12 protein-coding genes are annotated in these 14803 nt (G+C 42.8%); 2 read left to right on the top strand and 10 right to left on the bottom strand.

Annotation, left to right across the window (positions count from 1 at the left end; genetic code table 11):
* The first annotated feature begins 386 nt into the window (after nucleotides 1-386).
* Entirely contained in the window at nucleotides 387-2081 is a 1695-nt protein-coding gene (locus BM736_RS17425) for an amidohydrolase (protein WP_076414509.1), read from the top strand.
* 93 nt (nucleotides 2082-2174) lie between these two features.
* Here BM736_RS17425 and BM736_RS17420 read toward each other — a convergent pair whose 3' ends face one another.
* The 6 genes from BM736_RS17420 to BM736_RS17395 all read right to left on the bottom strand — a co-directional run bounded on the left by BM736_RS17420 (nucleotide 2175) and on the right by BM736_RS17395 (nucleotide 9367).
* Nucleotides 2175-3047 (bottom strand): LysR family transcriptional regulator, encoded by an 873-nt coding sequence (locus tag BM736_RS17420; RefSeq protein ID WP_076414507.1) that lies wholly within the window; start codon nucleotides 3045-3047, stop codon nucleotides 2175-2177.
* Between the two features lie 563 nt (nucleotides 3048-3610).
* Entirely contained in the window at nucleotides 3611-5299 is a 1689-nt protein-coding gene (locus tag BM736_RS17415) for an NAD-dependent malic enzyme (protein ID WP_076414506.1), read from the bottom strand.
* 201 nt (nucleotides 5300-5500) lie between these two features.
* Nucleotides 5501-5965, bottom strand: coding sequence for a DUF1456 family protein (locus BM736_RS17410; protein WP_076414504.1), 465 nt, complete (start codon nucleotides 5963-5965; stop codon nucleotides 5501-5503).
* A gap of 114 nt (nucleotides 5966-6079) precedes the next feature.
* The gene (locus BM736_RS17405) at nucleotides 6080-7504 is read right to left on the bottom strand and encodes a serine hydrolase (protein WP_256717950.1); all 1425 of its coding nucleotides are present in this window, start codon (nucleotides 7502-7504) and stop codon (nucleotides 6080-6082) included.
* 11 nt (nucleotides 7505-7515) lie between these two features.
* Nucleotides 7516-8826: an Nramp family divalent metal transporter gene (locus tag BM736_RS17400; protein ID WP_179079070.1), complete on the bottom strand. Its 1311-nt coding sequence runs from the start codon at nucleotides 8824-8826 to the stop codon at nucleotides 7516-7518.
* 166 nt (nucleotides 8827-8992) lie between these two features.
* Nucleotides 8993-9367, bottom strand: a complete 375-nt coding sequence (locus BM736_RS17395) for a response regulator (RefSeq protein ID WP_076414502.1) — start codon at nucleotides 9365-9367, stop codon at nucleotides 8993-8995.
* A gap of 119 nt (nucleotides 9368-9486) precedes the next feature.
* Here BM736_RS17395 and BM736_RS17390 point away from each other — a divergent pair, with 119 nt between their 5' ends.
* Nucleotides 9487-10110: a glutathione S-transferase family protein gene (locus BM736_RS17390; protein WP_076414658.1), complete on the top strand. Its 624-nt coding sequence runs from the start codon at nucleotides 9487-9489 to the stop codon at nucleotides 10108-10110.
* Nucleotides 10111-10222: 112 nt separating this feature from the next.
* Here BM736_RS17390 and BM736_RS17385 read toward each other — a convergent pair whose 3' ends face one another.
* The 4 genes from BM736_RS17385 to BM736_RS17370 all read right to left on the bottom strand — a co-directional run bounded on the left by BM736_RS17385 (nucleotide 10223) and on the right by BM736_RS17370 (nucleotide 14400).
* Nucleotides 10223-10723, bottom strand: coding sequence for a DUF4447 family protein (locus BM736_RS17385; RefSeq protein WP_076414500.1), 501 nt, complete (start codon nucleotides 10721-10723; stop codon nucleotides 10223-10225).
* A 135-nt stretch (nucleotides 10724-10858) separates the two neighbouring features.
* Nucleotides 10859-11260: an SMI1/KNR4 family protein gene (locus tag BM736_RS17380; RefSeq protein WP_076414498.1), complete on the bottom strand. Its 402-nt coding sequence runs from the start codon at nucleotides 11258-11260 to the stop codon at nucleotides 10859-10861.
* Nucleotides 11261-11326: 66 nt separating this feature from the next.
* Complete coding sequence (locus tag BM736_RS17375) at nucleotides 11327-12115, bottom strand: RelA/SpoT domain-containing protein (RefSeq protein ID WP_076414656.1); 789 nt, start codon at nucleotides 12113-12115, stop codon at nucleotides 11327-11329.
* Nucleotides 12116-12315: 200 nt separating this feature from the next.
* On the bottom strand, nucleotides 12316-14400 hold the full coding sequence (locus tag BM736_RS17370) for a M13 family metallopeptidase (RefSeq protein WP_076414496.1): 2085 nt from the start codon (nucleotides 14398-14400) through the stop codon (nucleotides 12316-12318).
* Nucleotides 14401-14803 lie beyond the last annotated feature (403 nt).

Here is a 14803-nt window from a genome sequence, read left to right as displayed (position 1 = left end):
TCTCGTTCGAAGAGTATCACGTAGTGATACCTCACCCTGAAATCTAAGCCCACAGCCGCATCTACATCAGGTGGTTCATTTCTTCGATTTAAGTGTTTTGGCTTGTAGCTAATTTTTGGACAGAAATGCGTAAGTGAAAAGAGTCTAGAAAAGCCTTATACTTATGAAATGTAAGGTAAACTCAAGAAAGTTTACACTCACTCCGCATAACCCCATATGATCTAATGATCGAGCGATAATTTATCTAGTTTCTATACCTAAATGTCACTATCTCAAATTTTAGATAGTGAGTACTTTTGTTTATTTTTTCTCTTACGTTAGCCTGTCTGAAATTGAACTCAAGATTCCCTATACTTATTTAGAGTTTGGGGAAATAGGATGAACTTATGAAGAAAGTGTATTCACTTGCACTGATAGCGGGCTTAGTCATGGGGGCTACAAGTTGTAAAGCCGAGACTACAGAGCCAGCAGAACTGGCAGATTTGATCATGACTAATGCAGTGATTTATGGTCATCAGAGTGCTGATACTTTGGCAGTCTATGATGGAAATATAGTCTATATAGGTAATGAAGATGGCGTGAATGGCTATCGTAACGCCCAAACTCAAGTAATTGATTTGGAACATGCCTTTGTGATGCCGGGGTTTATTGATAATCACAATCATGTGTTTGAAGCTGCATCATCAGCGGGTGGGAACTGCGAGTTAAATATGGATGCCTCGCTGGCTGAGCAAGTTCCCTACCTGAAGGCCTGTCGTAAACAAGCCAATGATAATGAATGGTTGATGGGTTACGGTTTTTCCATTGATGCAGTGCTTCATGAGCAGAATGACAGTACACCGCTTGAAGTGATAGATCGTATATACCCCGACCATCCCGTTGTTATCATGGAGCAAACGTCACATTCAATGTGGGTGAACTCACAAGCACTAAGGCGTGCAGGGATCACCAAAGAGTCGATTGAACCTCAAGGCGGCAAAATTCTTAAAGACGAGGAAACTGGCGAGCTTAATGGTATCTTGCTTGATAATGCCGGTGATCTGGTGATGGAGATGGCGTGGAATAGTTTAGAAAACCAGTTTGATGCTAGCTATATCGGCCTAATGTCTGGGCTGGAAGAGGCAGCAGCTCATGGTATTACCACCATAGGCGATGGTCGATTATATTGGAAGCGAGGTTGGTATGAGGTATGGAGAGCGGCAGAGAAGAATGATGAGTTAACTGCAAGAGTATCGCTTCGTCCCTGGATCTACCCTACTGACTCTATGGCTGCCCAGTTGAAATACCTGAAGAGCATTCATTCAAGTGATAAGTCTGGTTTGCTACTTGTCGATCAGGTGAAGATGTACAGTGACGGTATATTTATTAACGGTACGGCAAAATTACTGAAGCCCTATATAGACACGTATATTGCAGATGAACCTTTGGGCATTAACTATATTGCCCCGCAACAGATGCCAAGCTGGTTGGACAAACTGAATCAAATAGGCTTTGGTGCCCATATTCATGCTATTGGTGATGGGGCGATAAGGGAGTCACTTAATGCGGTTGAATATGTTCGCAATAAGGGCGCTAGCAGACCCTATACCTTAACCCATGTTGAACTGGTTAATCCTCAAGATGTGCCACGCTTTGCTAAGTTAGACATAACCGCAGATTTCCAAGTGGGCTCGGATTATGTCGCCCATCACGATCATAGCTGGGCAGAACCATTTCTTGGTGAAAAGCGTAGTAGGTTGTTGATGAACCTAAAGACTATTTTTGATACTGGAGCAAATGTCTCTTTAAGCAGCGATTGGAATGTACACAATATCAATCCTTTGGTAGGCATTGCCAACAGTATAACAATGGGGGCAACTGGTTTACCCGACATAGATACAGCCATCGATGCTTACACCATCAATGCCGCCGCTAGTCTTGGGATTAGTGAGGTAACGGGTTCAATCGAAGTTGGGAAATCTGCCGATTTCGCAATAATTGACAGTGATATTACTCAATTAGCAGTTGAAGAAATTGTTTACGCCGAGGTCATTATGACGCTGTTGCAAGGTAAAGTAGTGTTCGATGCTGAGGAGCACTAGCCTGTAGCCATTGTTATTAAATAAGTACCCTAAATGGCTGTATTGCTGGTAGAGTTCTCATCGGATGCCAGCGATGAGTGTTTTAAACTGACACTAGATTAACTGGTGCTCCTGCTTGAAAGCATCAATCGCTTTGGCTCCCTTGCTAGATAAGGTTAAGCCATTGCGCCAACAGATCTCTACTTTACGCTTGATCCCTACGCGCTCAAAATCGCAATTTAGGGGGATGAGTTGTTTATCCGAAATCATCGAACTCACATATTCATGGGGGAGAAACGCGTAGCCTTTCCCTCGTTTTAGCATAGCGATGAGGGTATTGATATCAGAAAATAGCCCGTAGTTAGGGCTGAATCCGTTTTCATCACTATGACCAACATCACCCCAAACTAATTCACTGTATTGACTTAAGTCTTGCAAGCTTATGTTAGGGAGTTTAGCCAAGGCATGCTGAGGGCTACAAACCAGCTCTTCGTGATAATAACCTAAACGGCAGTAGTCAAACTGAGTGTGATGGACTGTGTCAGATTCGTGAGTCAGAATGATATCTGTATGTCCTTCACAGAGATCTTTCTCTAGCTGGCCGACTTCTTCTCGGTACACCTCAATACTCAGGTTTGGCGTATCGAATAAAGATGCCAGCACAGGAGAAAAAGCGATATCAGGAATATAGTTTTCCATACCAATCCTTAGTGTACTTGGTTCACTTTCTGCAAGAACCTGGGCACTTTGGACAAACTTATCTAGTTGGCTCAAGCTGTGGGTGAGGTAGGGCAATAACTTTTCGCCATCCTGACTTAAGCTCGTCTTGTTACCCGAGCGATCAAAAAAGCTCACTCCCAAATCAATCTCTAAATCGGAGATCCATTGGCTAACCTGAGATTGCCGTTTACCTAGCTGTCGCGCCGCTGCAGAAATAGAGCCAGTCTCAATTGCCATTAACAAGGCTTGGAGGTGCAGTAAGTTCATTATTTTATCTCTTGTCTAATCACAAGTTTTTTTTGTATTTTTTATGCTTCATCGAGTTTTATTAGTATCAGTTAAGTTCACTGGTTTTATCTTTCATGTTGAGTTCTACACAAAGTAAGGCGTAATTAAAGTTAACTTATTGAAGTAATTAAAAATCTAAAAGATAGCTTTCTTGTAAACAATCAGTGTAGATGCGGCTGGGAGCTTCCAAAACATGGCCGGAAACCTTCCCTGCATTTCTTCGGCATTCCCCACACCCTTGTAGGTCAGATGTTTTGGTAGAGCCCACACGGATGTGTTCACGGCGTTTCGCTGAAGTCGCTGCCCATGCCCCGCCTGACAGGCGTTAGGTTACAATGGAAGTATAATCTTCAAACATACTTCCGAGTACTAAATCAACAAGAAGCAAACCAGAAGATAGCAAAAACTGTCATTCGTAGGTAATAAAAAAGCTACCAAGGTTACTTGGTAGCTTTAATCTGTTTTCGAAGCTCGAAGCTCGAAGCTCGAAGCTCGAAGCTCGAAGTTTAAACCAACTTTCTGACCTAACTCTTAGTTAAGAGTTAGAATGAAGTTCGTTTGTAACGTCGATACTCTGCAGTCCAGAAGTTTGCTTCTATTGACTGTGCTAGCAGTTCATCGGTACAAGGAAGGGCGTGCCCTTGTTCAACGGCTACTTTGCCGACAGCAAAAGCAATATGCTTACTGACACGCTGAATCTCTTCAAGAGGAGGGAGTAATGGCCCCTCTCCATCAATAGCCAGTGGTGAGCATTCTGCAAGCGCTCGGCTCGATGCCATGAGCATCTCATCGCTGACTCGCTTGGCACCAACGGCTAACACTCCTAGGCCAATGCCTGGGAAGATGTAGCTGTTATTGCACTGAGCAATCTCAAAACCCTCACCATCAATAACGACTGGTTCGAACGGGCTACCAGTTGCGACGAGTGCTTGGCCGTTAGTCCAATGAAGCACATCTTTTGGCGTGGCTTCAACGCGGCTTGTTGGGTTAGATAGTGGGAAGACGATAGGGCGAGCACAGTTTGCATGCATCGCTTTGATGATCTCTTCGCTAAATAATCCTGGCGCACCTGATACACCGATAAGTACGGTTGGTTTACCGTTATTCATGACATCTAACAAGCTAACATTGCCATTCTCGGTATTCCAGCTTTCAATCGTCTCTGATTTTTGAGCTAGTTTTTGCTGGAAGTTTAGCAGGTTAGGCATGTTGTCTTGTAGCAGTCCCCAGCGGTCAACCATAAATACTTGGCTACGAGCTTGGGTTTCATCAATACCTTCAGACACCATTTGTGCAATGATGGCTTCGGCAATACCACAGCCCGCAGAACCTGCACCTAAAAAGGCAACGCGTTGTTCACTTAATTTACTCTTTGCAGCTTTACATGCAGCAAGCAGTGAACCAACGGTTACGGCAGCTGTACCTTGGATGTCATCGTTGAAACAGCAGTACTGATCTTTGTAGCGCTCAAGTAATGGCATGGCATTTTTCTGAGCGAAATCTTCGAATTGGATCAAGGCATCAGGCCAACGGCGGCTGACAGCTTGCATAAATGCTTCGACAAACTCAGTGTACTCTTCACCGCCAATACGCTGATGGCGCCAGCCCATGTACATAGGATCTTCGAGTAAGTGTGGGTTATCTGTGCCCACGTCTAAGGTAATAGGCAAAGTATATGCAGGGCTGATCCCACCACAACTGGTGTAAAGAGACAACTTACCAATTGGTATTCCCATGCCACCAATACCTTGATCGCCAAGCCCTAGAATACGCTCACCATCAGTAACCACGATAATTTTTACTTTCTGACGCGTCGAGTTATTTAGAATGTCATCGATGCGGTCTTTATTCGGGTACGAGATAAATAGGCCGCGGTTACGGCGATAGTTCTTAGAGAAACGTTCACAAGCCATACCCACAGTTGGGGTATAGATAATAGGCATCATTTCGGTAATATGATTTTGAACCAAGCGATAGTAGAGCGTTTCGTTAGTATCTTGTATGTTTCTCAGGTAGATATGTCTATCTAAATCATTGGTAAAATTGGTGTACTGATCATAAGCACGGGACGCCTGCTCTTCGATGGTTTCGATAACGTGAGGAAGAAGACCTTCCAGGTTAAAAAAGACTCGTTCTTCATCGGTGAATGCACTGCCCTTGTTAATCAAAGGGGCTTCGAGAATAGCGGGCCCAGCGAAGGGGAGGTAGAGGGGGCGTTTATGATCGTCCATTGGTAACCTTTTGATAGTTGTAGTTATGGATACTGCAGTAAAAGAAGATTATCATGAAATGTGATCTTTGTTCTGTTTTGAACCCTTTTTTTAGCTCTTTTTTAGGTCTTTTTTTTATTTCGCAATGTGGAAGCGTTTAAAACAAAAAGCACAGCCTGAGCTGTGCTTTTTTATATTGTGCTTTTTGATTAAATCAAGCTGCTATTTACCGCGGTGCTTAATAGAAAGGCCGGCAAGGAAGTTTCTCAGCACCTGATCGCCACACTCTTTAAAGTGTTTATGACCTGGTTTTCTAAACAGCGCGCCAAGCTCAGATTTAGACATACTAAAGTCAGCTAAAGCTAATGTGCTGATAATGTCATCTTCACGCATCTCTAAAGCAACCCTTAGCTTTTTGAAGATAAGGTTGTTATTGATCTGTGCTACAGGCTCTGGGATCTCTGCGCCCTCTTTAAGGCCACGATTTTCGATAATCAAGCCATCTAAGAACAGACACATGGTCTTATCGTTACAAGGTTGGTAACCTTCTTCTGCTTCTTTCTTTAGCAGGTTGATAAGTTGCTCTTGAGAGACCTCATGTTTTACCTTAGCAAAGATTTTAATCATCTTGGCATTTTGGTAATCAAACACGAAACGTATACGGCGTAAAATATCGTTGTTTATCATAGCTATCTATTATTCTCTGGTTGATTCCGCATCTGCGGGATCTTGTGTTTGCTATTATAACCGAGTTTAAGCTTTTGCCTGAATTAATTTATATTGTCTAAGTCGTTTATTTATCTAAATCTCGTTACTCTCATGGCCTTGTTTGGCAATAAGAGATTGTCTGATCAACGTACGTACCTTGTTATGTAGCTCAAATACTCTATCTAAGTCATTAAGATTTAGGGAGATATTTTCCAGTATGATTAGGTCTAAATTGAATTCTGGATAGTGCAGTGACATAGACATGTAACCAGCAATGTAACCAGTGTGGCTGTACTCTGTTATTCCATCTTCTCGATTTATTCTCAGGCCATAACCGTAACTCATATCAGGCCAAAGGAACGAGATCTCACTGTATGAGCTTGTCATCAAATTATAACTTTTGGGGGTCATTAATTTGCCCGAATGCAGTTTCTGCTGAAAGGTTGAGAACGCTTTAGCGGTAGATATTAGCCCGCCAGCAGGGAGTAAATCTGCTGTGTTTTCTAGGTTTGATGGTGTCAGGGTATTGCCCACTTCATTGAGGCCAATCGCAAGGGATGGAGCGCGCTGACGAATATTATCTACAGTGCCCACTTCTGCATAAAGTCCACTGATCCCATTTTCCATGGCGAAGCGTGTGATCTGTTCAGAAAAGGGTTGTTGGTAGGCTTTTTCGAGTATTTCTGCAAGTAGCGAGTAGCCTAGGTTAGAGTATTTAAATTGGTTACCGGGAGTAAAATGATTAGGGGTCCCGAGTTTACTAACTCCTGATGTGTGACTAAGTAGTTGATGAATAGTTATTTTTTGATTGTAGCGATGCGGATTAAATAGGCTTTCACTCTGCGCTTCTGTATCTATGCCATAAATTATTGAAGGGCTTACTTCTGTTTGGTCAGTTTCGGTTGTTGTACAGTCAATTGTTGCACAGTCATTTGAACGATTTAGCTTGGTAGAAGGCGCTTCTGATAATTTAGTCACTTCTTCAGTGGTTGGTGCTACTTCAAATTTTGCATCAAATTCTTCTGAGCTTCCACCTTCAATGGCTTGCTCTACATCGGCGAGTTCTGTTTCAGTATACGGTCCATCAAACAGGTAACTATTGATTGAGGTATTTAGGTCAAGGTTCCCTGAATCTATAGCTCGCAAGACGAGTGTGGCCGTGATCTGTTTTGAGAGTGAGGCTATGATGAAGCTTGATCTTTGGTTGATCCCTCGTCCTTTATTCATTTTCAGCAAAGGTTCGTTATTTTGTAGCAAGAGAACACTGCCGCTAAAGGGCTGTAGCGAGTTATCTATCGTATCTTTAATCTCAGCGCCTAAGCTTTTTGGGGCAATCCCCCCCTGTGACTTTAAGGCTTCTTGCTGATTATTAAGTGGAGGGAAATCGGCAAATACTGGTTTTACCATTAGGATATTGAGCAGTACGATAAGTGATAAGGCCAGTAAAAACCTTATGTAAGCTGAAGTGCTGCATTGAATAACTGACAGGCGTACATTCATTTCTCTTACTAATCTCATTGAGTACATCCCTATTTTGTCATCATCCAGTAGATAAATAGCAAAGCAAAGCCGATGAGGTATGTCATACCTAGCATTGACAGCAGCTTCATTTTCCAGCCGTAACGATCAGATTCCGCCAATGCTTCACTTGTCATTAACTTATAGTTTAACCAAGCGAAAATTACAGTGGTCATAAAGGCGAGTATCATTACAAACTCAAGCAAGGGCAGCAGCGCCCCTTTAAAAAACAATACAATGGCTAGACCAAGCGCACTCACGATTAACATGACAAACGTTAATCCTTTTTCAGTTGCGTTTTTTTGAGTGATTAAATGCCAGCCCAAGTTAAGCGTGCGACTATAGCCGTCGATAACGGTTACAGTGGTACTAAAGATACACAGTAACGCCACCGCGCCTATCAAGTAACGGCTGCTATCTCCCAGCACTTGGCTGTAAAGGTCGATCAATTGACTAGCGAATGTTGCCCCTGAGGCTGAAAAGTGCTCGCCGCTTCCATGCATAACTAAAGCACCGAGCGCTAGAAATATGACCGCGAGTATTGCGGTTGTCAGATAACCAAAGTTGAAATCAAATATCGCCTGCTGTTTAGATATTTGTTGTGTTTTGCTTTTTTCGAGTAGCCAAATCGAGTTCCAGGCACTGACTTCAATCGGAGCAGGCATCCACCCCATCATAGCCACGAGAAAACCGATATAGCCCCACTGCCAAGGAGATTGAGAAATAAAGCCCGGCTGTACTACCGGTGAAGCATTAAAGGCTAAAGCTACAGCCGCTAAGGTAGATAGAGTTAGGCATAGCATGATCACCTTAGTTAGCTTATCGAGTAGCGCATAATGGCCTAAGATAAGCACCGCAAGACTAGATAGCAAAACAATCAGTGCAAGCACATCTATAGAGAGAGGGATGAAAAGCGTTAACATAGCGGCAGTCAACATAGCAACGCCCGCAGTACTGGCTATGGCTGCTATAGTGTTTAGGCAAGTAAAAAGTAAAAGGTAGCCCTTTCCTTGCTTTTGATAGCCATGAAGTAAGCTTTCCCCAGTTGAAGCGGTATAACGCGCCCCCGCAGCAAAGAAGGGATATTTAAGTAAGTTAACCGCTAGAATAAGCCAAGCCAATTGCCAACCAAATTCAGCACCTGCACGAGTTGAAGCGACAAGGTGAGAGGCGCCAATTGCTGCTGCCGCCATCAATAATCCTGGTCCTACCGCACTTAAAAGGTAGCGAGACCGAGATAAAAGAGTCCCAGTATTAATAGAGGAGTTTAAAGGAGAATTTTGTTGATACTTAACTTGAGACTCTGTTTGTGGCTTATCCATTAGATTCATCTTAGTTTGTCTGCTCCATAACAACTTAATATTCGTATCGATGCATGTTGACACGCATAGCCTGATTATTAAAAGTATTTTTTGCTAATTGAAAAAGTTAATTAGCAATGGATTATGAATACCTAGCTTGTCATCTTTGCTAGTGGGGGGAGGAAATCTAATGAGGAAGGTTTGCGAGTAAAATATCTTTAAACTCTTTTCTGTTGAATGGTTTAGTCAGTGCGGCAACAATATTAACCTTTTTCATTTTAAGAATGGTGAGCGTTGAGGAGAGAGTCATCTGGTCTAAGCCAGACATAATGATCACAGGCTTATGCCCCTCTAAAGTGATCAGTTTATCTATATGGGCTATGCCGACCATATTGGGCAGTTGGATATCAGCGACGATAAGATCTGCATCTAAGTAGGCTTGATCGTCAGGCAAGCTATCAAAATGCACTATATGTTCAAAGCCGCTCGACTCAGCAAGTTTGCTAATCTGCTTGACCATAAACTCATCATCTTCAATCAGTAGGAGGGTTGCTTTAGACATAAAACAGCTTTCATGAATTGACCTAGTAATAGTGTAGTTGTTCTGCTTCAGGATTTCATAATTAAACTTTTTTTGCTTTAATGGAGCCAGTATTTTTGTTTAACTTTGAGGGAGTAAAGATGATCAAGTTATATGGTGTGCCTCGCAGCCGTTCATTACGTGTATCGTGGACATTAGAGGAGCTAGGTTTAGATTGGCAATATCAATTTATTAACTTTGCCAAGGGAGATAGCCGCAATCCAGATTTTTTGGCTGTGAACCCTTGTGGTAAAGTTCCTGCGTTAATCGATGATGAGTTGGTTATCACAGAATCAGCAGCGATTGTTCTTTTTTTAGCAGAGAAGTACGGAGATCGTAAGCTATTACCTGAACAGGGAAGTGATGCATCAGCCTTACATCATAAATGGGTGAGCTTCATCATTTGTGAGCTTGAACAGCCATTATGGACCATAGGTAAACACAAATTCGCTTTGCCAGAAGAGATACGTCAAGAGAGCATGTTTGCTGTCGCCAAATGGGAGTTTGATAAGGCGGCTAACTTAGCTGAAAACTGGTTACCGGACAGTGACTTTTTACTTGGCGATGAGTTAAGTGCTGCGGATATTTTGCTCGCTCATACTCTACTTTGGGCGACACGATTTGAACAAGATATCCCGCCAAAGCTTGCCAGCTATAGGGACAGGGTGACAGCGCGTCCGGCAATGGCGAAGGCGCTTGAGAAAGAGATGGCTGGAGCTGCATAACCTCGCTTTTAGCTTGTTATTGCAAAGTATTAGCTGGCAACTTTGACTAGCCTTTAAAAGAAAAAGCATCTATTTAGATGCTTTTTCTCATTTATGTTTACGAAACTCGAAACTAGATTTGTGTAGCTGCCCATTTAGCCCGTATTTCACGGCTCTCTTTTAAGCCCTCTTTTTCACGATAAGCCTTGTAGGCTTCAACATCGAGAGGCACCAGAGTCACATCGACTTCAAGCACTAGCTTACACTCTTTTTTAATACGCCAAGCGGCCATATTATAAAGCTCTGTTAGCGGTAGTGAGCCTAGGAACTCAGGGTTGTATTGTGCGTAGCTTGCTTGATTAGGGTAAACCACGAAGCTAAGCTGACGTTTAGGCTCTTTCTTAAATAGCTCTTCGATACCATCGCAAGTGTTGAGCACCTGCATCTCAATGATCTCATCTATCTCTAACAGCTTTTTTTCTGCTAGACCTGAAACAGGTGTTTCACCAGCTTCCCAGGCTAGGACATCAGCTTCAGTCGATTTACTTAAATCTGCAACTTGCGCTGCAGTAATACCGAGAGATAGGCGCAAAAACTTTATTTCGGTGGCATTCAGGGCGATATTTTTTGACATGGTACTTCCAAAATTTTAGTGTCTACACAGCTACATCTGCACTTTTGGCAAGGTACAGCTGTTAGCTATTGTAAAGCTATGTACATAGAGATACTTGAACGAATAGATAAACTGCTAGAATATAGAATCAGAGGCTTAACTTTGCAACCAGACCTCTTCAGCCCATTGCCAGAATGTTTCCCAAGTTTCACTTTCTAGCTCGTCTTCGCTCCACAGCATGACCTGACCTTCTTGATCGATACAGTAAAAGCTATTGCCCTGTTGGCATATGGCTACGTATTCACGTGACATCCCTATTGACCAAGCGTAGGCGGTGACTTCAGCAAGGTATGTGTGGGAGTAAGGGTCACTGACGGTGACGGGCTCTAAGCTACCGTAGATGACATCGCTGGCATAGAGTAGGTATTCCTTTAGCTCAGCAGGAAGAGGCATTAAAATCTCCTCTTCGACCACTACAATTTGTTCAAATGTAGGGAGCTCTAAAGGGATAGGAACCGTTTCACTTTGTTCCTGAAGTTTCTCTATGATTTCGTGCATTGTCTCTTCGCTGGTTATCTGTTTATGGGCTCAAGTATATCTTGTATGAGTTGGCATTGTTAGCAATTAGGCAACTGATGCTGTGATCAAGTCTGCTGCATCGATACGTTTATACTGTAGCCAAGCTTTATGATATTGCTTATGAGACATCTGGCGAAGACGCGTTATCTGTGCTTTTTCAATATCGTTTAGCATTCTGTTTTCACTTGATGCTATTCCTTCGATAGTTTGTACCTCTTCATAAACTTGGTGCTCTGCACCACTTTTAATTTTTGCTATCTCATGTAGATGCAGTTGTACCTCAGCTATCATGCCTGACTTTGGTAGTTTTACGAGCATGTTTATATCGCGATAGCCCGACTCCTTAGGTGTGGCGAACCGGTTCTTAACTTGAACCATTTGGCTTTGTTCATTTAGCGCTTCATATGCTGTCACTAGGTCATGGATATTATCAGCAACTAAAGTTGCTCTTGCGAGATCGGTCAGTTGGCTAGCATCTCCATTTAACTTAGTATTTACCTTATATGATGCGCGTTGATAACTTTTTACCTCAGGCAGTAAAGGTGTCAATTTATGAGAGTGAGCGATTTGAGTGAGTAGCTTACTAAGTTCAGCTTGAGCACCGTGAGCTTGTGAATAGAGGGTGTCTAAATCACTACTGGTCTGTCTAGGCGGGTGGTATTGAATGCTCTGTATCGAGGTAAGCCCAGTCAGGTTTTTACTTAGTGCCTGTCGAACTGCGTAGTTATCACTCTTCTCTTTGACACTGGTTTGTATTTCGTTGGTGGCAGCAAAACCGGTCCGAGTGGACAAAAGGAGAAGGAAAATAAAAAAGGTTCGAAATAAACGGTTCATACTATTAATTAACATCAAATTAGCTCCATGACTCAAAAAAGACAACGAAATAACTAAACGATGTGATTAATCTATCCCCCTACTACTTAATCTAGGCTGAACGGCAAATTAACTTTTATTCATAATAGGTTTAAAAAGTTTAAGGTATAAAAAAAGAGTGCTTAAAGCACTCTTTTTAAAGGTTAATTTAGGTTTGTAAATTACCAGATTTTCACACGTTTTTCAGGGGCGATATACATGGCATCCCCCTCTTTTACGTCAAAGGTTGTGTAAAACTGTGGCATGTTTGACAGGGCGCCCAGAGAGCGGAACTTAGCAGGTGAGTGTGGGTCGGTTGCAACACGGTTACGCATCGACTCCTCTTTAATCTTAGCTCGCCAGATCTGTGTAAAGCCGATGAAGAATCGCTCATCGCCAGTTAAGCCGTCAATGACAGGCGCTTCTTTACCATCGAGTGATTTCTTGTAGGCTTTGTAAGCGATAGTCACACCTGATAAGTCACCAATGTTTTCGCCTAACGTTAGCTCACCATTGACATTCAAGTCGTCGAAAACGGCGTAACCATCATATTGCGCAACTAAGGCTTTACCACGTTCGGCAAACTCAGAGAGATCTTGCTCTGTCCACCAGTCACGCATATTACCTTCACCATCAAACTTTGCACCTTGGTCATCGAAACCGTGGCCCATCTCATGTCCGATAACAGCACCAATACCACCGTAGTTAACCGCATCATCAGCTTGCATATTGAAGAATGGTGGCTGCAAGATAGCTGCTGGGAAAACAATTTCGTTCATGGTCGGGTTGTAGTAAGCATTCACCGTTTGAGGTGTCATATGCCATTCCCACTTACGGATAGGACCTGCAAGTTTTTCCAACTCTTTTTCATGCCCAAGCTCATTGGCGCGAATACCGTTGCCAACTAAATCATCAGCTTTAATAGTCAGCTTAGAGTAATCTTCCCATCTGTCTGGGTAACCAATTTTAGGGTCGAATTTAGCCAGCTTGTCTTTAGCTGCAACCTTAGTGTCTGCACTCATCCACTCTAGGTTGTCGATACTGGTTCCGTAAGCACCACGTAAGTTCTCAACGAGCACTTGCATACGCTCTTTGGCTTCAGGGGCAAAGTGGCGTTTAACATAAACTTTGCCTACGACTTCGCCTAATACACTGTTAACTGTACTTACGCCGCGCTTCCAACGAGGTTGTTGCTCAGCTTGTCCGTTTAACGTTTTGGAGAAAAATTCGAAATTCTCATTATCAAGCTGTCCTGTCATCTCTCCAGCAAAGTGAGTTAATAGCTGCCACTTCATGTAAGTTTGCCAAGTCGAAAGTTCATTGGCCTTAAGCACTTCATTGAAACCTTCAATAAAGCTTGGTTGATTGATGATGATATCTTTTTGGTCTGCAACACCTAAGGTAGATAAGTAACCATTCCAGTCGATATCTGGCGCTAAGGTGGCTAGGTCTTTAACTTGATATAGGTTGTAAGTTTTGGTGCTATCGCGGGTTTCTACTACGTCCCAATGTCTGCTTGCGATGGCCGTTTCTAGTGCTAGAACCTGCTCAGCACTCGCTTTAGGCGCTTCAAAACCTGCTAAGGTAAACATCTTTTCTATGTGTTCAACATAAGCCTTACGAATATTGACGAAGCGTTCTCCATCATTGAAGTAGTAGTCTTTCTCTGGAAGGCTTAGGCCATATTGCCAGATATGAGTCGCGTAGCGACTTGAGTCTTTGGCATCAACATCGATATAAAATGCGAGCGGGGTGCCTGAGCCAATGATCTGACTGTGAGCAAAGTAACTCACTAGGTCTGCTTTGGTTTTTAGCGCGTCAATTTTCTCAACTTCAGATTGAATAGGCGCTGTGCCGAGTTGGTTTAGCGTATCAGTGTCCATAAATGAGCGATATAGGTCGGCCACTTTCTGTTCGTCACTGCCTGCTACGAGATTTGGGGTAGCTGCAACCTCTTCAATAATGGCTTTAACATCATCTCGAGACTTTTCACGAAGATCGTAGAAGGCACCTGTGCTGGTTCTGTCACTTGGAATAACAGTGTTTTTGAGCCATGTACCGTTAACGTAACTATAAAAGTCGTCTTGTGGGCGAACGGACTTATCAAAATTAGCGAAATCAATCCCAGAGGTTAATGCTATTTCTACTGCTGCAGCTGTTTCTGTTTTACTGGTTTCGGGTGCTTTTACTTCAGCTTCCTTATTGTTGCATGCCGCCAAGCCTACAATCAGTGAGGCACATAAGCCTCCAACGAGTACTTTCTTCATACTGTATCCTTTCATTGCCCATATTTGGGTCATTATATTTTGTTAGCTTCTGTATTTAATATTGTGAGATGTACCGCTTTGATAGTTCTGATAACCGAAAGATAAAGTAATAACTGGTCGGTAAACCTCTCAAAACCCAGTGCACTTGATGATAAGTGACACACTGTCACACATGTTAAGTCCAATTTGGTTGTGTAAACAAGGCAGGGGGGATTATCCCTGTCGATTTATTTTGGAACATCTGTAAGTAAAGGTTTCCTTATCCGTAAACGTAAGTCTCTTAATCAGAGTCGTCTCCCTCTTACCATACAGAGACAATCGTGGACGAAATAGCGGGCTGTTTTACTTTTTATCTGATTAAGTGAACCGAACTTATTGAGTGTGATTTTTTTAAGTTTTGCCC

Origin of the sequence: Shewanella sp. UCD-KL12 (assembly GCF_001957125.1) — a bacterium.
Classification (GTDB): Bacteria; Pseudomonadota; Gammaproteobacteria; order Enterobacterales; family Shewanellaceae; genus Shewanella.
This window is presented reverse-complemented; position numbering and strand designations above follow the sequence as displayed.